The organism is Parafannyhessea umbonata (assembly GCF_012844235.1).
In the GTDB taxonomy this organism is placed as follows: Bacteria; Actinomycetota; Coriobacteriia; order Coriobacteriales; family Atopobiaceae; genus Parafannyhessea.
The window spans coordinates 229,171-247,845 of sequence record NZ_JABAGR010000002.1 but is presented as its reverse complement, the minus strand read 5'-3'; the positions used below and the strand labels follow the sequence as shown (position 1 = coordinate 247,845).

Sequence of the window (18,675 nt, the reverse complement as noted above, 5' to 3'; positions counted from 1 at the left end):
GTGCCTGCGACTTGTTCGCGAACGGCGCGTCGGATCGATAATCGCGCTGGCGACCGGCTCGGGCACGGCCGCGTCGCCACGCCCGCCAAACTTGACACGAACACGTGTACCTGTCTGTGCTAGAATCTTGACACACTATCTAGAACATTCGTTCGCGATTGGATTTTTGCCATGGACACCCTCACGAAGCTCGGCATACTGGCGGAGGCGGCGCGATTCGATGCCGCGTGCACCTCATCGGGGGTCACTCGGGGGCCGAAGGACGGAAAGGTGGGCCTGGCGAGCGGCGCCGGCCTCTGCCACACGTTCTCGCGCGACGGACGCTGCATCACGCTCCTCAAGGTGCTCATGAGCAACGCATGCAGCTACGACTGTGCGTACTGCGTCAATCGCTGCGGGGCTTCCTGCACGCGTGCGACGTTCGAGCCACGTGAGCTGGCGGAACTCACGGTCGACTTCTATAAGCGCAACTATATCGAGGGCCTCTTCCTCAGCTCCGGCGTCTTGGGAACGCCGGACGCCACCACGGAGCGGATGATCGAGTGCCTCCGCGTCCTGAGAGAGGACCTCCGCTTCAACGGGTACGTCCACGCAAAGGTCATTCCCGGCACCTCCCCCGAGCTTCTGGACAGGCTTGGGCACCTCGCGGACCGCATGAGTGCCAACCTCGAGCTACCAAGCTCGAGGTCCCTCGCCGAGCTCTGCCCCAACAAGGACGCCGGAAGCATCACCAAGTCCATGGCGCAAATCAGCGCGACCCGCCAAGGAGAGGCGAGGCGGCTTCTCGAGTCGGGCCACGGCACGACTCGGGCTGCACTTGCGCGTCGAAAGTCAGGCGTCGTTGCCCAACGGGCGCGCTCGTGCACCGACATGGGGCTTCGACTGAACTCCAACTCGATGACGCTGCGCCCACCTGACCCCGTCGCCTCAGGCGGGAGGAAGTTTGCGCCCGCCGGCCAATCTACGCAGCTGATAATCGGCGCATCGCCCGAAAGCGACCACCACATCCTTCAGCTGTCCAAGTCCCAGTACCAGAAGTTCGACCTCAGGAGGATCTTCTTCTCCGCCTACGTGCCCGTCGTGGAGGACGACAGGCTGCCTGACTCGGCCACCCCCGTGCCCCTCAGGAGGGAGCATAGGCTCTACCAGGCAGATTGGCTCATGAGATACTACGGGTTCGACGCAGACGAGCTGACCACCCCAGACGCGCCGTGGCTCGACCTCGATCTCGACCCAAAGCTCGCATGGGCACTCGCCCATCAGGAACGCTTTCCCATAGAGGTGAATTCCGCAAGTCTCGAGGAGCTTCTTCGCGTGCCCGGCATCGGTCCCATGGGCGCAAGGCGCATCGTCGCGGCCAGGCGGCGCAAGCGGCTTGGCTTCGATGACCTAAGGACACTCAACGTCACCCTCAAACGCGCGTGCCATTTCATATGCTGCAGTGGGATGCGGGACCCTCAGGCCCCTCTCGACGAGGAGCTCATTAGGAAGGAGGTGGCGAGAAGTGCTCGCGATGGAAAGTACAACAGGACCCGTCGCACCGCAGAGGGGCAGCTGTCGCTCTTCTAGGGTCGGGCCAGACGTCCCGCAAGGAACTCGCGATGCCGTCGCGGACATATCTCGTCTCGTCTCCGAGGGGCTGCGGGTCGTCATTCCCTGCAGACATGGCCTCGAGGGGATTCTCGCAGGGGTCGGGATGACGTACCTCGCCCACGCCCCGGCGAGCATGGTTCGCCTCGCGTACTCAGAGGACATCCAACCCGCCCTAGACGAGCGCGTGGCGAGGGTGCCCGAAACGGAATCCGATCCCCTCCTCGCGCTTTCGAGACGCGTGTACAGAGGCTTCGAACGCCACGTCAGCATGGGCTGCCCCCTGAAGAGGGGCAAGGAGTGCCCCGCACGCTGCAAGGGCTCCTGTGCCTCGAGGCTCGCCCTTGCGGCCGCAAACGACGACCAGGATGCGCCAGAGGCCATACACAGGTACGTACGGCTCGGCTTCAGCGAAGGACCCCGCATACGATCAATGCTCTCCGACAAGACCGTCGCGGAGCTCGACAGACTCGCACGCTACACCCTTTCGGAATGCGAGCACACGCGACAGTTCGTTCGCTTTTCCCGTCTTTCCGACGGAACGTACTTCTCGACGTTTCGCCCCAAGGCAGATACGATCCCCCTCACGTGCGACTACTTCGCAACACGCATGCGATGCGAGCGCTTCTGCCTGCTCGACCCCGTGCACCACGTCATCGCGATGCATGAGGACGGAGACCGTCGCTGCGCCGTCACTCGCCTAGACGACCGCCTGACGAGCGAGCTGTCCGAGCATGCCAGCGACCTCGCGGACGGAGAGACGTACGTACACGCGATGTGGAAGCGCTTCTACGACTCCGTGGGCCTCGATGGAAGGGATGCCTCGCAGCGCGGATACGACCTTCGGACAAGCTGGATGCCCAAGCGCTTCTGGGGAGGGCTTACCGAGCTCGACCCCACGCTCGGATCGGCGATGCCATCGAAACCTCTGGGCCCCTCTGGTTCGTGAGGCCGCCTTCCAGTCAACAGCAAGGCGGGACGCCCGTAGGGACGTCCCGCCATAAGGTCGCAATTGTTATCCGTGTGCCAGAGACCTAGAGACTAGTCGAGGTCGCTGAAGTCATTCGCGGCAGGTGCGGGAGCATAGGTCGTTGCCTCTGCGTCCGCCACGGGCGCGGCGGGGATCACGGGAGTGGGCGCGACGACGGAGTCGGTGTGCGTGGTGCCCTTGGAGCCGTTCGGAACGCTCAGCGTCTGCTGCGGGAACACGGAATCCGCATCGTCCATGAAGTGCTGGAGGAGCTTCTTGTACTCCGCGCGGAAGTCCTCGCGGGACTGCTTCAGGCGATCGATCTCGTCGAGCTCGTTTTGCTTCTCCGCAAGGGCCTGGCGAATGACCTCGCGGGCCTTCTGGTCGGCCTCGTTGCGGATGTTCTCCGCGTTGGTGCGGGCGTCGGCAACCAGCTTGTCAGCGCTCTGCTGGGCGACGATGAGCACCTGGGAGATCTGGCGCTCGGAGGCGGTGAACTCGGACTGGGGCACGGGAGCGGGCGCGGGCTCGACGGGAGCGGCCATGGTGGTCTGCTCCTTCAGCTGGGCGACCTGCGCCTGGGCGGCGGCAAGCTGCTGCTCGGAAGTGGTCAGACGACCCTTCAGGTCCGCGATCTTCTGGAGCATGGCGTCGACCTCGGAGGCAACCTGGTCCAGGAAGACGTCGACCTCGTCAGTCTTGTAGCCCTCCTCGTGCTTTCCTGCCTGGGAGAAGGTCATGTTCTCGATGTCTGCTGGGGTGATAGCCATCTTAGTTCCCTTTCAACTGTGTGCATGCTACGTCAGCAGTGCGGGTTTCCGCCTACCTCAGTATATCCCGACTCTTACAAAACTAAACGTTGGACGAGCTGAAGAACCAATATCGCGATAAAGGGCGACCAGTCCAGGCCTGCGATGGGCGGAATGAAACGCCTGAACAGATTCACGAAGGGGTCAACGAGCGTGGAGAGCGCGCCGTAGACGTCCACCACGAACCTGTTTCCGCTACTTACGAACCACGAGAGCAGCACCTGGACGAATATCAGCATCTCGTAGAAGTTGAGCAGCCTGTAGACTACGTAACCTATCTGCAAGTGCGAACCTCCTCACTAGCCTTTCGCGAGCTCGCGCGTCCGCTCCAGCGCCGCGTCCGCGGCTTCGTAGACAGCGTGCGAGAGCTGGGACTCCATGGCCCTGAGGCCCGCCGCCGTCGTGCCTCCCGGAGAGGTGACCCTCTCCATGTAGACGCGCGGATGCTCCCCGGACTCGAGGAGCTGCGTGCAGACGCCGCGCATGGTCGAGAGGACCATCTCGCGGCAGTCGCTCGCGGGAAGCCCGTTCTCGATGCCCGCCCTCGTGAGAAAGTCCACGAAGAGCGCCACGTACGCGGGTCCGCAGCTCACGACCGCGCCCTCGGCGTCCAGCTGGTCCTCGCGCATGACCTTCGCCGTCCCAAGAGCGCCGAAGACCTGGAGCGCGACGTCCACGTCCTCGGAGGTCGCCCTGCCACCGGGACACACCGCCGTGGCGCCGGAAAGAACCTGCACGGGAAGGTTCGGCATCACGCGGACGACCCTCGATACGGGCAGCAGCTCCTCGAGCGTGGCGAGAGGAACGCCCGCCGCGATGGAGATGACCTCCCTGTCCACGAGCTTGTCCGCAATCCCCTCCACGACCGCGGACAGGACCTGCGGCTTCACGGCAAGCACCACGACGTCGGGATCCGCCGCGAGCATCGTGGCGGCATCACCAAACGTCTGGATGCCCTTCTCGCCCAGAAGGGCGAGCTTTTCCGGCGATGGGTCGCATGCCATCACGTGAGAGGCCTCCGCGACGCCGGACACGACCAGTCCGGCGGCGATCGCGCCACCCATGGATCCGGCGCCGACGACCGCGACCGTTGAGCTGAGCTTACCCACTGTCCCTACCTCTCGATGGTTCCGTCCTGCACGAGCTTGTTGATGTCGGAATCGGAGAGCTCGATGCCCTGCGGGGTGATTACGAAGACGCGGTCGCCGAGCTCGTCCACCTGGCCGCCGATGCCGCACGACAGGCCGAGACAGAAGTCGAGGATGCGCTTCGCGGTCTCGATGTTGGTGTTCTTGAACACCAGGACGACGGGCTGGTTGGTGCGAACGCGTCGCACGACCATCTGCACGTCGTCGTACGAGACGGGCTTCAGCACGTACGGCGGCAGCTGACCGGAGGTCGCGGGGCGCGGGATGGGCTTCAGCCCGATGTCAGCGGGAGTGTGGCCGCCCGTCGAGTTGCCGAGGACGCCCTCGTGCACGGGCGGGTGCGCCGGCGTCTGCGGGATGGCCTGCGTCTCTTCCGAGTAGCTGCCGTAGCCCGGCTGGGGACGCTGGGCGTACTGCGGGTTCGGGTTCTGCGGGCGCGCCGGACGCTGGTACTCGTCGCGGTAGCCTCCGCCGTACGAGGGGGCGGGAGCGGGCGTCGGTCCGCCCGCGCCGTTGCTGCCGACGGGCCTTCCGGAGCGCGTGTAGACGGACACGCTCTCCGCCTCGGGACGCCTCGTGTTGCCCAGGAGGCCGGCTCCCTGGGACTGCGGCTCCTCGCGCTCCGGCGCGTCGTCGTAGTCGTCGTAGTAGTCGTCGTCGTAGTAGTCGTCGTTCGACCCAGTTAGCTTGTCCCTAAGCGTATCGAGGAAACCCATGTCGTCCTCGCCTTCCCGGACCGTGCCCGGCACCGTCCGAAGTCATCTGTCCGTCCGCCGAGACCTCCGGCGGGCGAATCCGTTCCTACCTAAGGTCGTAGTCTGGACTGAAGAGCGTCCTGCCCAGCCTCACGATCGTCGATCCCTCTTCGATAGCGACCTGGAAGTCGTCGCTCATGCCCGCCGACAGTGTCGCCAGGCTCCTGCCGGAACGCGCTGAAAGCTCGTCGCGGAGCTCACGCAGCCCGCTGAACGTCCTTCTCGCCGCGTCGGCGTCGTGCGCGGGGGCCATGGTCATGAGCCCCTTCACGCGGATCCCCGGAAGCTCCAGCAGGCCGTCGAGCGCCTGCGTCACCTCCGCGGGCGCAAAGCCCGACTTCGACTCCTCCCCCGAGACGTTCACCTCGAGCAGGACGTCCGAGACGATGCCGTGCGCGACGGAGCGCTTCGAGACCGCCTCGGCCAGGTTCGCGGATGAGATGGAGTGGATGAGCCCGACGCGCCCGATGACGTGGTTGATCTTGTTTGTCTGGAGGTTGCCGATCATGTCGAAGCGCACGCCGGACATCTCCGGGTGCTCGCGAAGTCCCTCGAGCTTGCGCGTCAGCTCCTGCGGACGGTTCTCCGCGAACGCACGCCACCCGGCCTGCCATGCCAGCGCCACCTCGTCGACGCCGACGGTCTTGGAGACCCCCAGGATCGTCACGTCGTCCGTGGTCCTGCCGGCACGCCTGCACGCGTCGGCGACCCTCTGCAGAATCTGCTCCCTGCGTTCCCTCAGAAAGTCGAGGTACCTTGACCTCTCCTCCTCAGTCACGCGACCACTTCCTTACGCTCGCTCGTTCCAACATGTCAATCGCACAGGCACGCGATGGCGCCATGGCGTCCGCACCTGCCGTCCTCGGCCCTGTACGAGAAGAACCTTCCCACGTTGCCCACGGTGGAGAGCCCGCAGTCGAGAACGTTTCGCTCATCGACGCCCGCGTCCGCGAGTGCGACCCCTATCGCGCGCGCGAGGTCGAGGTGTCGCTCGGACGCCCGGACGGACGGGCCGAACTCCCCCACGAAGCGGTCGAGCAGCTCCTGGGAGACCTCGTAGTCCTCCCCCGTCACGTGGGGTCCGATGTAGGCGCTCACGTCCGCGACCTCGCAGGCACACTCCGCCGCGAGCGTGCGCGCCGCCTTCGCGGCGATCCTCGCGATGGTCCCGCGCCAGCCGGAGTGCGCGACGGCGAAGCCGCCGGGTGCCACGAGGACTACGGGGACGCAGTCCGCAAAACACAGGAGCACGGGCACGTGCCGCGCGGTGCACACGACGGCGTCCGCCCCCGCCCTCGCCTCGGCAACTGCCGCGGCGACGGCCGCGGCGTCGCAGGAGCGCACCACCACGACGTGGTCGCCGTGGACCTGCCTGGGGTTCACCAGGTTCGCGGCCCACCTTTGCGCCCCTGCGGCCTTCAGCGCGAGCATGCGGTTCTTCTCGACCGCCGTCGCGTCGTCACCGCAGGCGTCGCCGAGGTTGAGCGAGGAATACTGCCCGGCAGAGAAACCGCCGGTACGCTCGGTGAATGCGAGCGTGACCCCGTGAGGACGGCTCGCGTCCTCCAACAGGGTCACGCCCAGCCTCGTGTGTCGCGTAAGCTCCACTGCGCACGCCCCTCGGTCGCTAGATGCGGCTGTGCTTCAGGAACTCTGGGACGTCGAACTCCTTGTTGATGTCGTTCGACTTCGGCGCGGGGGCCTGGCGCGGAGCCGGCGCGGGGGCCGCGGCGGAACGGCTCGCGGAGCTGCGGCCGGCACCGCGGGAGCCGCCCCTCGAGGACGCGCGGTCGTTCGTGAACGTCGGCAGCGGCGCCTGGACGTTGGAGTCGTTGAAGCCCGTCGCGATGATCGTGACGCGAACCTGGTCGCCGAGGCTCTCGTCCACGACGGTACCGAAGATGATGTTCGCCTCGGGGTCGACGTTCTGCGCGACGAGCTCCGCGGCGTCGTTGATCTCCTGGATGCCGAGGTCCTTGTTGCCGGCGATGGAGAGAAGGACGCGCGTGGCGCCCTCGATGCCAACCTCGAGCAGCGGGCTCGAGATTGCCTCCGCGGCGGCGTCTGCCGCCCGGGTGTCGCCGGACGCGACGCCTACGCCCATCATGGCGGTGCCGGCGCCCCTCATGATGGTGCAGACGTCAGCGAAGTCGAGGTTGATGAGGCCCGGGACCGTGATGAGGTCCGTGATGCCCTGGGTGCCCTGGCACAGGACGTCGTCCGCCATGCGGAACGCCTCGAGGAAGGAGGTCTTCTTCTCGGAGAGGTCGAGCAGGCGGTCGTTCGGGATCACGATGAGCGCGTCGACGGCCTCGGACAGCGTCTGGATGCCCTGCTGCGCCTTGTTCGCACGGGGACGGCCCTCGAACGTGAACGGCTTCGTGACGACGCCGACGGTCAGGGCGCCGATGTCGTTCTTCGCGATGTCCGCGACGACGGGAGCCGCGCCGGTGCCGGTGCCGCCGCCCTCGCCCGCCGTGATGAACACCATGTCCGCACCCGCGAGCGCCTGCTTGATGTCGTCGTGGGAGTCCTCGGCCGCCTCTGCGCCGACCTCGGGGTTGGCGCCTGCGCCCAGGCCCCTGGTGATGTCCCCGCCGATGTGGACCTTGATGTCCGCGTCGGATATGGCGAGCGCCTGCGCGTCGGTGTTGACCGCGACGAACTCGACGCCGCGGATGCCCTCCTCGATCATGCGGTTCACGGCGTTGGTACCGCCGCCGCCTACGCCAACGACCTTGATGACTGCAAGGTAGTTGCTGGGGATGTCGTTGTCCATCATGGTTCCTCCTCGCTTGGCGACGGTCTTGGGGACGTCGTCCTCTTCCCTGTTGGATGCCGCCCCGTCAATCTCGATGGTGACCTTAGCGGTACCGCCCTTTACGTTCTTGTTCCCGTGCTGCTTCATTTCTGTTCACGTCTCTTGCCCGATGGTGCCTTGAAAATCGGAAAAGATGCCCCGCGACTGACCAGCCAAAACCCTAAACCTAAGGTAGAGCCATATGCCTATCACAAAGCGCGATATATTTGCACAAAGTCGCGCCTTCCGTCAACAAATATGTTCAAGATATGGATTACCCAGCTAGGAGCCATATTCCTAACGACCCCCATCTGTCAAGTAGTTCTTTAGGGTTTTGCGGAGGCGCACCCGCCGGGCACGTCTGGTCGAGGGTTTTTCTCCACGCGCGCCCTTCCGTCCAACCCTACGCGCCACCCTGCGTTCCGTCCTGGCCGGACGCGCTCGTGCCCGAGCCCCCGTCGCCAGACGCGCTCTTGTCCTGCGCTGCGTCCTTCGCCGTGACGCCGCTCCCCTGCTCCACGTCGTCCGAGTCCACAAGGCGGTAGGCCGGGCGCGTCGGGACGCGCACGTTCACGTACGTGAGCTTGCCCTTGTACTTCTCCAGGATCTGCGCGAGCACGGCCTCCTTGGACGAGATGCTCGTCGGCGAGCCCAGAGACACCTGCACGCCGCTCTTGAGCGTGCACCCTATGCTGTCCACGCTGCCCGCCGAGAAGGACACGATCTGGGAGCTGATCTTCTCGCCAAACTGCTCGCGGTACGACGCCACGCCGTCCAGCACCTCCGAGTTGACGGCCGACCCCGCGACAGGCGTGATGCTTGCCGGCACGTCCGTGATGAGCATGACGCCCGCCTTCTGCGCGGCGGCGAGCGCGAGGTCGTCGATGGAGTCGCTCTCCCCCACCTTTATGGAGGCGGGCTCTATCCACACGTTGCCCTCGCCCAGGTACCAGACCACGTCGCCCGCGCTCATGACCACGAGCGCGCTCACCTTGCGCTCCGTCACGACGATCCTCACGGTGTCCGGGTACTTGCGCTCGTACGTGACGGACCCCACCCACGGGTTCTTCTTGAGGTTGCGGGTGACCTTGTCCTCGTCGAGGTTCAGCAGGGTCGACCCCTTCGGGACCTTCGCGAGCTTCGCGATGCTCGCGCGGCTGATGTGCTTCGTGGCGGTGGTCTCGACCTTCGCGATGGTGAACGCCGGCGTATACGAGAGCACCAGGTAGCCAACGAGCGCCACGAGCAGAAGCGCCGCCACGACGATTCCCGCGACGATGCCGCGGCGCACGACGACGTCCGACCCGGGGCGGTTCGCCCCTGACTTGCGCTGCGGGACCTCGCCCGCAGGCGGCGTGGACAGCTTCGCCTTATGGCGAGAAGTGCCAGCCGCCTTGGGAGACGGCGCCACGCGGGCCGATGGCCGGCTTCGCCGCGGCCGGGCGGGTCCCGCGGCAGGACGAGACGCCCCCGTGGGGGCGCTACGCTTCGTGGGCTTCCTGCCGTCGGCCATGGCCTCCCCCTACGCGCCGAATCCCAGGCACTTGACCTCTGGGACGAGGTCGATGCCATACTTGTCGAGCACGGTGTCGTGCACGCGGCTCATGACGGCGATCACGTCCGCCGCACGGGCGCCGCCGTTGTTCACGATGAAGTTCGCGTGCATGTCTGACACGCACGCGCCACCTACGGAGTACCCCTTGAGGCCGCAGGAATCGATGAGCTGGCCCACGGAGCGCGACCCGGGGTTCCTGAACACGGACCCGCATGACGGCTTGCCAAGCGGCTGGCGAAGCCTCCTTCGGGCGACGAGGGCCTCCATCCTTTCCGCGATGGCCGCCTTCTCGTCGGGCACGAGGGCAAACGTCGCCTCGAGGATGATCTCGCTCGTCGGGATGTCGGTGTAGCGGTAGCCCCACTCGATGTCCGAGCCCGCATAGCGGTGGAGTCCCTCGCCCGGTCGCAGCGTCACGACGTCCTTCACGCGCGCGCCAATCCACTCGTGTCGAGTACCCGCATCCATTGATACGGCGCCGCCGACGGTGCCGGGGATGCCCACGAGGCACTCGAGCCCTGAGAGCGAGTGCGAGAGCGTCTCGCTCACCAGGCGCGCGATGGTCGCTCCCGCACCGGCCGTGACCTCGCTTCCGTCAAAGGATATGCGCGAGAACTCGCGACCGAGTACGATGACGCAGCCGTCGTAGCCACGGTCCGCGGCCAGGATGTTCGAGCCCTTACCAAGCACGACCCAGTCCACGCCCTCGCGCCCAAGGATCTCGATAGTCTTAAGCAGCGCGGGGTACGAGTTCACCTTGACGAAGAGCGCCGCCGGCCCCCCGATGCGGTACGTCGTGTGGTGGGACAGCCTCTCGTCCCTCGTGACGTCCGCGTCGTAGGCACCGGACAGCGCCATGTATGCGTTGAAGATGCTCACCTAGGCCTCTGCATCCTTATCCTGCTCCGCCTTCGCCTTGATGAAGGAGGGTCCGATTGAGGTGACGTCGCCCGCGCCCTGGGTGATGAGGAGGTCGCCGGGGCGACAGACCTCGACGAGGTGGCTCACGACATCCCTACGGCTTGGGATGTACGTCACGTCTGAGACGTGGCCCTTCTCGAGCACCTTGTTCGAGACGGTCTTGCCGGTGACGCCCGGGATGGGGGTCTCGCCGGCAGAGAACACGTCCGTCACTATGAGGACGTCCGCGTCGTCGAACGCGGTGCCGAACATGTCGGCCAGCGCCTGGGTGCGCGAGTAGCGGTGCGGCTGGAACACGCAGACGATGCGGTCGAACTGCAGGTCCTTCGCGGCCGCGAGCGTAGCCTTGATCTCCGTGGGGTGGTGACCGTAGTCATCCACGACGGTTATTCCGTCCACGTCGCCCACGTGCGTGAAGCGACGGTGCGCACCCTTGAAGCCAGAGAGAGCGACGGCCGCGTCCTCGGTGTCCATCCCGAGGACGTCCGCGACCGCGATGGCGGCCGTGGCGTTTGCCATGTTGTGGCGACCGGGGTTCGCCATGATCTCGACCTTCACGACCTTGCCGGACGGGACCCTGACGCCGAAGTGCGAGGCGAGCTTGTGGTGCTCGCCGGGATCGGGCAGGCAGACGTAGTCGTTCTTCTCGTCGAAGCCGTACGTCACGACCCTGCGGCCCGTGGACTTCGCGAGCTCGACGTAGTGCTCGACGTCGCCGTTGATGATCACGGTACCGGCGTCTCCCACGAGGTCCATGAACTTGCAGAACGTCTTCTCGATGTTCTCGAGCGTCCCGTAGTGGTCCAGGTGGTCCGCCTCGATGTTCGTGATCACGACGACATCCGGGTCGAGGTAGAGGAACGAGCCGTCGGACTCGTCCGCCTCGCACACGAAGTAGCCTCCCTTGCCGTTGCGGCCGTTCGTGCCGTACTCCTCGACGATGCCGCCGATGAGGAACGACGGGTCCTTTCCGAGGTGGTCAAGCATGGTCGCGACCATGGACGACGTGGTGGTCTTGCCGTGCGTGCCTGCGACGGCGACCGTAGTCGCGTCGATGGAGAGGTACGAGAGCATCTTCGCCCTGGGCCACACGGGGATGCCGAGCTCGCGGGCGCGAATGACCTCGGGGTTGGTCTCGGGGATGGCGGATGAGGTGACGACGACCTCAGGCGCGACCTCGTCTATGGTGGAGGCGCGGTGTCCCACGTGGACGGTGATGCCCGCCTTCTCGAGCTCGCGGACGTAGCGGGACTCCTTGAGGTCAGAGCCGGTGACCTTGCAACCGCGCTCGTGCAGTACGAGGGCGATGCCGCTCATGCCGGCGCCGCCGATGCCGATGAAGTGCGCGCTGCTGACGCGCTGGATGTCGTTAGCCATCAGTAACCTCTCTTAGACATGAAGAAACGGCCCACGGCACGTGGGCCTTACCATACTCTAGCGCAATATGGGTTGCCGTGGCGCTACGCCTTGAGCGCCGCGGCACTTTCCACTTGGTCGGCGAGGGCGAGGGCCGCCTTGTCCTGGGCGAGGCCTCGGGCCGCGTCTCGCATGGCCTGACGGCGGGCGGGGTCATCCACGAGGCCGAGGAGGTCATCCTCAAACTCGGGCGCGTCGATCTTCTCGTCCGGAAGGAGCACCGCGGCGCCCGCGTCCACGAGGTAGCGGGCGTTCGTGGTCTGGTGGTCCGCCGTCGCGAAGGGATACGGCACGAGCATGCTCGGCACGGCGAGCGCCGCGATCTCTGCCACGGAGGACGCTCCGGCGCGTGAGAGCACGAGGTCCGCGGCCGCAAGGGCCTCGCCCATGCGGTCGATGTAGGGCATGACGCGCCAGCGCGCGGCCTCGTCCTGCGTGAGGGCGAGCTCGTTCACGACGGAGTCGTACTCGCCCTTGCCCGTGGAGTGGATGACGTAGAGGTCCTTGCGCGAGAGGAGCTTGGACTTAAGGGCTGCGACCCCCTGGTTGAGGTGACGCGCGCCGAGGCTTCCGCCGAAGACGAGAAGCATCGTGGCGTCCTTTGGGATGCCGAGGTTGCGACGGCCCTCCGCGCGGTCGGCGCGGATGACGCTCTGCCTGACGGGGTTGCCCGTGACGACGATCTGGGTGTCGGGCCCGACCTTGCCCCTGAACGCGTCAATCGCGACGGGAAGCGACACGCACACCGTCTTCACCTTCGCGGCGGACGTCTTGTTGGCAAGCCCCGGCACGGAGTTCTGCTCGTGGATGACGCAGGGGATGCCCTGCGCGTGGCACCAGTTGATGAGTGGCAGCTCGATGTAGGCGCCAAAGCCCACCGCGACGTCCGGGCGAGAAGAGCCGAAGTGGCGGCCGATGGTCTTCTGGGCGGCACGCATGCGCCACAGCGCCGAGACGAGCGTCCAGGGACGCGAGCGGTCGAAGCCCGTGACGTCGATGGGGTTGAACGGGAAGCCCGCCTGCGGCACGAGCGTGGACTCCAGCTTCTTGGGCTGGCCGAAGAACTCCACCTGATGCCCGCGCGCGGCGAGCTCCTCTGCCAGCGCGAGCGCCGGGTTGATGTGGCCCGCGGTTCCGCCGGCGGCGATTGCCACCCTCAAGCTATCTGCCACGCCTGTCCCTCCTACTATCCCGGGTCGGGCCATCGTAGCCCCTCACCTCGGGACCCTGGTTTCTGGTCCTCAGGCGGTCGCTCGCGCTCGGCCCCAGGTCGATGCGCGTCCTGCCCCGCCTGTCGGAAGTGACTCTAGCACCATTCGCCCTGGCGCGCATCTCTCGCTCGCGCCTGAGCTGCTCCGGACTCGTGGAGGAGCCCCCCGCACGCTCGGCTCCGGGCTCGCGGCCGCCGCCGAGCACCGTGAACCTGCCGCGTGTGGGCTCCGCGGACGTGGCCGTACCGGCAAGCGGCACGCTCGTCCGACGCGCGCTCCTGGGGGTGGGCTCTCCCACAAACGACTCCTGCCTGGGCGCGGACGTCACGCTCCACTCGCTCCTGCGGTCGTCGTATTCCGTCTGGGGCAGCTTGCTCTGAAGCGACACGGACATGACGACGCCCGCGAGCATGAGGCTGCTCATGATGGACGAACCGCCATACGAGACGAACGGAATCGGCTTTCCGGAAAGTGGGAACATGCATAGCACGCCGCTCACGTTGAGTAGCATCTGCGCGACGATGATGAACGTGCACCCCACGGCGGCGAGCTGGCCCGAGAGGTCCGGGGCGTAGCGCGCGATCTTGAGGCCCGCCCACAGCAGCACGACGAACGCAGCGACCATGCCGAGCGTGCCCACGAGCCCCAGCTCCTCGCCCACGACAGCGAAGATGAAGTCGTTGTACGCCATGGGCAGGTAGCTGTACTTCTGCTTCGACATGCCGATTCCCACGCCGAACACGCCGCCGGATCCGAACGCGTACAGCCCCTGGACGAGTTGGTAGCCCTTGTCGTACGGGTCCGACCACGGGTTCATCATGATCTCGATGCGGGCGCGCGAGTACGGCTGCGCGTACGAGACGAGGGCAAGGGTCGCGATGCCCAGGACCAGGAGGCCAATGCACAGCTTGCCGGGCGCGCCGCCGAAGTACAGCATGATGATGAGCGTCACGGCGACGACCGTGAAGGTGCCCTTGTCCGGCTGCCGTAAGATGAGGAGGGCGGGCACCACGATGCCAAACACGAGGAACGTGATCAGCTCGCGCGAGTCGTACGTCGTACCCTCGTAGTACTCGCTGATGAGGTTCGCCGCGACCAGGATGAGCGTGATCTTGGCGAACTCGGACGGCTGCAGGTTCACGGGGCCCACCTGGATCCAGCGCGTCGCGCCGTATGCGTCCGACCCCGCAAACGGCGTGAGCACCAGCAGCAGGAGAATCAAGGTGACAAGCCACTCCACCACGAGCAGCTTTCGGACCCACAGGTGGTAGTCGAAGCGCGCGATCACGAACGCGAGCACAATGCCCACCGCGCCGAAGAGCAGCTGGCGCTGCAGGTAGAACGCGGCGTTATAGTGGGCGTCCGCCGATGACAGCGCCGTTATGGACGACGACGAGTAGATCATCGTGAGGCCAAAGAGCGCAAGGAACGCGACGGCGCCCAGAAAGAGCAGGCGCGGCGCCATGAAGCGCGCGGGAACCCCGAAGATGTAGCGATCAGCGAACGCGCCGTGGCCGGCCTCGACCGTCCTTCTCGCCGTTGTCTGGCCTGCCGACTCTACACGCTGCATACGCTAGCTCTCTCTTTTCTTCCCCAGGTCACTTACCATCTGCTTGAACGCGCGCCCGCGCTCCGCCATGTTGCCGAACTCGTCGAAGGACGAGCACGCGGGCGAGAGGAGCACCACGTCACCCGGTGCGGCCTCGGACACGGCGGCGTCGAACGCCTCGCGCAGGTGCGGGGCGCGCACGACCCTCGTGGTGCCGTCGCCCTCCGCAAGCGCGTCCTCGAGCGCGGAGGCGATGCGCTCCCCCGCCGCGCCGAAGCACACGGCCGCCTTGCAGTCGCGCACGACGTCTGCGGCAAGCGGCGCGAGGTCCGTGCCCTTGTCGTGGCCGCCGAGCAGGAGCACGACGTGGCCCTTGGGAAACGCCGTGAGCGCCTTCTGCACGGAGTCGGTGTTCGTGGCCTTGGAGTCGTTCACGAAGCGCACGCCCGCGACCTCGCCGCACGGCTCGATGCGGTGCTCGAGGGCGTGGAATGCGCGCACGCCGCGCGCTACGTCCTCCGGGCTGACGCCGAGCTCGAGCGCGAGCGCGGATGCCGCGAGCACGTTCTGCAGGTTGTGGTCGCCCGCGATGGGCACCTCGGACGTCGCCATGAGGTCGTGCTCCACGCCGTCCAGCCGGACGACGAGCCTCCCGTCGCGCGCGAACGCGGCACACGGCGCCTGCGGCTCCGCATGGACGTTGAGGTGGCACACGCGCAGCCCCCGCGCCTCCAGGCGCGAGACGACGGCGCGGCACCACGAGTCCTCCTCGCTCACGATCGCGAGGTCGCCCGCGTCGAGGTTCTGGAAGATCCTCTCCTTCGCCGCGGCGTACGCCTCGATCGAGCCGTGCCACTCGACGTGGTCGGGCGTGACGTTGAGCAGGCACGCGACGCGCGGGTGCAGAAGGCGCGTGCACGCGAGCTGGAAGCTGGAGAGCTCCGCCACGAACCACTCGTCCGGCGTGCGCGCGGCGACCTCGCCGGTGCAGAGGTTGCCGATGTTGCCGACGGCGACGGCGGAAAGGCCGCCCTCGTGCAAGAGTGCCGTCGAAAGCGTGGTCGTGGTGGTCTTGCCGTTGGTGCCGGTGATGGCGACCCACTTGTACGGGCTCTCGCGCCACGCGAACTCCGGCTCGCCGACGATCTCGCGGGAGTGCTCGCGCGCGGACGAGAAGAACGGCGAGAACTCGGATATGCCGGGAGACGACACCGTGAGGTCGTAGGCACCCTCGACCTCCTCCGTGCCGACGACGACGCGCACCCCGAGCGCCTCGAGCTCACGCGTGGCGTCGCCCGCGACCGAGCTTGCGCCGCCGTACAGCGTGACGGAGGACACGCGCCCCCGAGCCTGCTCGCATAGGTAGCGCGCCACCTCGCGGCCGGTCTTGCCGAGTCCGAGGACGCACACGTCGCCCAGCCTGTTTTCGATTTCCCGAGCCATGTTGGCCTCCCTAGCGAAGCTGGAAGTAGAGCGCGAATCCGAGGACGGCGAACGCCGCCGAGACGATCCAGAAGCGGATGACGACCTTCGTCTCGCTCCAGCCCTTCTTCTCGAAGTGATGGTGGATGGGCGCCATGAGGAACACCCTCTTGCCCGTCGCCTTGAAGCTGACGACCTGGATGATGACGCTGAGCGCCTCCACGATGAACAGTCCGCCCATCACGAGCGAGCAGATCTCGGTCTTCGTGAGGACCGCGAGCGACGCGAACGCGGCGCCGAGGGCGAGAGAACCCGTGTCGCCCATGAAGATGGACGCGGGGTAGCAGTTGTACCACAGGAATCCCACGAGCGCCCCGGATATGGCCGCGGCGAAGATGGCGAGGTTCCTCTCGCCGTAGCTGAACGCGACCATGCCCATGATGAGCATGACGACGAGCGTGCAGCCGCCGGCGAGGCCGTCGAGGCCGTCCGTGAGGTTCACGGCGTTCGAGAGGCCGGCCATCAGCAGGAACACGAAGAACATGTACAGCCACGGCAGCCTGACGGCCGTGGCGCCCACCTTGACCGTGGTCGCAAGGACGCCGAGGTCGAGCACGGCGCCGCCCGGGAACGCCACCTGGGGCGACACGCCGCAGAAGTTCACCGCGAGCACGCAGAACGCGACGGAGATCGCTATGAGGCCGACCATCTTCTGCGAGGGGGTGAGGCCGAGCGAGCGCTTGTGCGCGACGCTCTCGATGTCGTCCAGGAGTCCGAGCGATCCGGTGAGGTAGGTCGCGAGCACCGCAAGGACGAGGTCCATGGTCCAGTGCGCCTGGACCGCGCACGTGATGAGGACCGCCGCCAGGATCACGACGCCGCCCATGGTGGGCGTGCCCTGCTTGACGAGGTGCCTCTGGGGCCCGTCCGCCCTGACCTGCTGGCCTATGCCCTCGTGGCGCATGAGCCTGATGAAGAGCGGCATGAGCACGAGCACGATGGCCGCGGCGATCACGGCCGCGAGGAAGATCTGGTACGTGGGGTAGCTCGGGTTTCCAAACATCAGGCCAACACTCCCTTGACGAACTGGTCGAGGCCGGCCGACCTCGAGCCCTTTGCTAGTACGAGGTCATTGGGGCCCAGCACCGCGCCGATGGTCGCGACGGCGGACTCCACGTCCGGGAACAGCTCGAGCCTGTCCTCCGAGAAGCCCATGGTGAGCGCGGCCTCGCGCATCTGTCGGGCGTCGTCCGTCCCCACGAGCACCAGAAGGTCGATCGGCTTCGCGGCGGCGTACGCGCCGATGTAGCCGTGCAGGCGCGCGGACTCGCTGCCAAGCTCGCCCACCTCGCCCAGGACGGCGACCCTCCTGCCGGCGCACTCCATGGAGCACAGCACGTCGAGCGCCGCGGCGATGGAGCTGGGACTCGCGTTGTACGAGTCGTCGATCATGCTGGGCTTGCCCGCGGTTCGGATGACCTCGAGCCTCATGCCGGTGCGCGGCATGTGCTCCATCGCGTCGGCCGCTGCGTCGCGGTCCACGCCCAGGCGGTCGCAGACGGCCATCGCGAGCAGGAAGTCCTGCACGACGGCCCTTCCGGGGACGTCCAGCGTCACTTCCCTCGACCATCCGTCGGCAAAGCCGAGCGAGAAGGACGGGCGCCCCTCCCCGTCAAGGCGAACGCCGGAAGCGCGGACGTCGTCCTTCTCGCCCGTGCCCACGTAGACGCACGCGACGCCGGCGGGAGCGGCGTACTCGCGCTCGATGAGCGGCGCGTAGTCGTTGTCGGACGTCATGGCGAGCATGGGGCTCACGCCGGACTGCGGCTCGGCGGTCGGGCGCATGCCGGAAACGATCTCCGCCTTCGCGCGGGCGATGTTCTCGCGCGAGCCCAGAAGCCCGATGTGGCTCGTGCCGACGTTCGTGATGAGCGACACGGTGGGGAGCGCGGCGGCCGCGAGCCTCGTGAGCTCGCCCTTGTGGTTCATGCCCATCTCGCACACCAACACCTCGTCCGCGCTGTCGGCGGAAAGGATGGTGAGGGGGAGCCCGATGAGGTTGTTGAAGTTGCCGGCGGTTGCGTGCACGCGGTAGCGTGTGGCGAGCGACGCCCTCAGCATGTCCTTCGTGGTGGTCTTGCCGACCGAGCCCGTGACGCCCACGACGACCCACTGCGGGTTCATGCGCCTCCAGGCCCCGGCCAGGCGCAGCATGAACTCCTCCGGGTCGTCGTCCTTGGCCCTCAGCACGGAGCAGCCGCGCTCGCGCGCGAGGGCGAGCAGCTCCTCGTCGGGCTCGCGCGTCATCACGACGGCGGCGGCGCCCGCCTCCACCGCGGCGGGGGCGAACCTGTTGCCGTCGACCCGCTCGCCCGCGAAGCACACGAAGCACATGCCGGCACCCACTGCGCGGGAGTCGGTCTGGACGCCCTCGACGACGCCGCCGGGAACCTCGAGCGCCACGTCCGCGCCGGTCGCGCGAACCATTTCGGAAACGGAGATCTTCACCATCGAACCACCTGTCACCTT

The 18,675-nt window shown here is 66.8% G+C and carries 17 protein-coding genes; 2 read left to right on the top strand and 15 right to left on the bottom strand.

Annotated features, from left to right (window positions below; genetic code table 11):
• Window positions 1-171: 171 nt before the first annotated feature.
• Both HF885_RS02930 and HF885_RS02925 read left to right on the top strand, forming a co-directional pair.
• Window positions 172-1,569: a putative DNA modification/repair radical SAM protein gene (locus HF885_RS02930; protein WP_170103466.1), complete on the top strand. Its 1,398-nt coding sequence runs from the start codon at window positions 172-174 to the stop codon at window positions 1,567-1,569.
• A gap of 262 nt (window positions 1,570-1,831) precedes the next feature.
• Window positions 1,832-2,539: a TIGR03915 family putative DNA repair protein gene (locus HF885_RS02925; protein WP_206109741.1), complete on the top strand. Its 708-nt coding sequence runs from the start codon at window positions 1,832-1,834 to the stop codon at window positions 2,537-2,539.
• Between the two features lie 92 nt (window positions 2,540-2,631).
• Here the strand turns inward: HF885_RS02925 and HF885_RS02920 are convergent, their stop codons facing one another.
• From HF885_RS02920 to HF885_RS02850, 15 genes are all read right to left on the bottom strand, one after another.
• Window positions 2,632-3,330 (bottom strand): DivIVA domain-containing protein, encoded by a 699-nt coding sequence (locus tag HF885_RS02920; RefSeq protein WP_170103464.1) that lies wholly within the window; start codon window positions 3,328-3,330, stop codon window positions 2,632-2,634.
• Between the two features lie 74 nt (window positions 3,331-3,404).
• Window positions 3,405-3,653 (bottom strand): YggT family protein, encoded by a 249-nt coding sequence (locus tag HF885_RS02915; protein WP_235927267.1) that lies wholly within the window; start codon window positions 3,651-3,653, stop codon window positions 3,405-3,407.
• 15 nt (window positions 3,654-3,668) lie between these two features.
• Window positions 3,669-4,478 (bottom strand): pyrroline-5-carboxylate reductase, encoded by an 810-nt coding sequence (proC, locus tag HF885_RS02910; RefSeq protein ID WP_328804316.1) that lies wholly within the window; start codon window positions 4,476-4,478, stop codon window positions 3,669-3,671.
• Window positions 4,479-4,483: 5 nt separating this feature from the next.
• On the bottom strand, window positions 4,484-5,233 hold the full coding sequence (gene sepF, locus HF885_RS02905) for a cell division protein SepF (RefSeq protein WP_170103463.1): 750 nt from the start codon (window positions 5,231-5,233) through the stop codon (window positions 4,484-4,486).
• A gap of 85 nt (window positions 5,234-5,318) precedes the next feature.
• Complete coding sequence (locus HF885_RS02900) at window positions 5,319-6,050, bottom strand: YggS family pyridoxal phosphate-dependent enzyme (protein ID WP_170103462.1); 732 nt, start codon at window positions 6,048-6,050, stop codon at window positions 5,319-5,321.
• A 35-nt stretch (window positions 6,051-6,085) separates the two neighbouring features.
• Entirely contained in the window at window positions 6,086-6,880 is a 795-nt protein-coding gene (locus tag HF885_RS02895) for a polyphenol oxidase family protein (RefSeq protein WP_170103461.1), read from the bottom strand.
• Window positions 6,881-6,899: 19 nt separating this feature from the next.
• Window positions 6,900-8,054 carry a cell division protein FtsZ gene (gene ftsZ / locus HF885_RS02890; protein WP_170103600.1) on the bottom strand — a complete coding sequence of 385 codons (1,155 nt, stop codon included), beginning with the start codon at window positions 8,052-8,054 and terminating at the stop codon, window positions 6,900-6,902.
• Between the two features lie 421 nt (window positions 8,055-8,475).
• Complete coding sequence (locus HF885_RS02885; protein ID WP_170103460.1) at window positions 8,476-9,585, bottom strand: cell division protein FtsQ/DivIB; 1,110 nt, start codon at window positions 9,583-9,585, stop codon at window positions 8,476-8,478.
• A gap of 9 nt (window positions 9,586-9,594) precedes the next feature.
• Window positions 9,595-10,506 carry a UDP-N-acetylmuramate dehydrogenase gene (gene murB, locus HF885_RS02880; RefSeq protein ID WP_090844066.1) on the bottom strand — a complete coding sequence of 304 codons (912 nt, stop codon included), beginning with the start codon at window positions 10,504-10,506 and terminating at the stop codon, window positions 9,595-9,597.
• Entirely contained in the window at window positions 10,507-11,925 is a 1,419-nt protein-coding gene (gene murC / locus HF885_RS02875; protein WP_090861643.1) for a UDP-N-acetylmuramate--L-alanine ligase, read from the bottom strand.
• Window positions 11,926-12,008: 83 nt separating this feature from the next.
• Window positions 12,009-13,136 carry an undecaprenyldiphospho-muramoylpentapeptide beta-N-acetylglucosaminyltransferase gene (gene murG / locus HF885_RS02870; RefSeq protein ID WP_090861641.1) on the bottom strand — a complete coding sequence of 376 codons (1,128 nt, stop codon included), beginning with the start codon at window positions 13,134-13,136 and terminating at the stop codon, window positions 12,009-12,011.
• A complete protein-coding gene (locus HF885_RS02865) occupies window positions 13,126-14,745 on the bottom strand; it encodes an FtsW/RodA/SpoVE family cell cycle protein (RefSeq protein WP_170103459.1) in 1,620 nt (539 codons plus the stop codon). The genes murG and HF885_RS02865 overlap by 11 nt, the downstream gene beginning before the upstream one ends.
• A gap of 3 nt (window positions 14,746-14,748) precedes the next feature.
• Window positions 14,749-16,167: a UDP-N-acetylmuramoyl-L-alanine--D-glutamate ligase gene (gene murD, locus HF885_RS02860; protein WP_170103458.1), complete on the bottom strand. Its 1,419-nt coding sequence runs from the start codon at window positions 16,165-16,167 to the stop codon at window positions 14,749-14,751.
• Between the two features lie 10 nt (window positions 16,168-16,177).
• The gene (gene mraY / locus HF885_RS02855; protein ID WP_170103457.1) at window positions 16,178-17,209 is read right to left on the bottom strand and encodes a phospho-N-acetylmuramoyl-pentapeptide-transferase; all 1,032 of its coding nucleotides are present in this window, start codon (window positions 17,207-17,209) and stop codon (window positions 16,178-16,180) included.
• Window positions 17,209-18,657: a UDP-N-acetylmuramoyl-tripeptide--D-alanyl-D-alanine ligase gene (locus HF885_RS02850; protein WP_170103456.1), complete on the bottom strand. Its 1,449-nt coding sequence runs from the start codon at window positions 18,655-18,657 to the stop codon at window positions 17,209-17,211. Before HF885_RS02850 ends, mraY begins: the two co-directional genes overlap by 1 nt.
• Between the last annotated feature and the right edge of the window lie 18 nt (window positions 18,658-18,675).

Excerpts from the sequence above, each read along its gene's own strand:
- HF885_RS02920 (WP_170103464.1), bottom strand. The coding sequence starts at position 3,330 with ATGGCTATCACCCCAGCAGACATCGAGAACATGACCTTCTCCCAGGCA.
- HF885_RS02850 (WP_170103456.1), bottom strand. The coding sequence starts at position 18,657 with ATGGTGAAGATCTCCGTTTCCGAAATGGTTCGCGCGACCGGCGCGGAC.
- mraY (WP_170103457.1), bottom strand. The coding sequence starts at position 17,209 with ATGTTTGGAAACCCGAGCTACCCCACGTACCAGATCTTCCTCGCGGCC.
- HF885_RS02865 (WP_170103459.1), bottom strand. The coding sequence starts at position 14,745 with ATGCAGCGTGTAGAGTCGGCAGGCCAGACAACGGCGAGAAGGACGGTC.
- murD (WP_170103458.1), bottom strand. The coding sequence starts at position 16,167 with ATGGCTCGGGAAATCGAAAACAGGCTGGGCGACGTGTGCGTCCTCGGA.
- murC (WP_090861643.1), bottom strand. The coding sequence starts at position 11,925 with ATGGCTAACGACATCCAGCGCGTCAGCAGCGCGCACTTCATCGGCATC.
- HF885_RS02930 (WP_170103466.1), top strand. The coding sequence starts at position 172 with ATGGACACCCTCACGAAGCTCGGCATACTGGCGGAGGCGGCGCGATTC.
- ftsZ (WP_170103600.1), bottom strand. The coding sequence starts at position 8,054 with ATGATGGACAACGACATCCCCAGCAACTACCTTGCAGTCATCAAGGTC.
- sepF (WP_170103463.1), bottom strand. The coding sequence starts at position 5,233 with ATGGGTTTCCTCGATACGCTTAGGGACAAGCTAACTGGGTCGAACGAC.
- HF885_RS02885 (WP_170103460.1), bottom strand. The coding sequence starts at position 9,585 with ATGGCCGACGGCAGGAAGCCCACGAAGCGTAGCGCCCCCACGGGGGCG.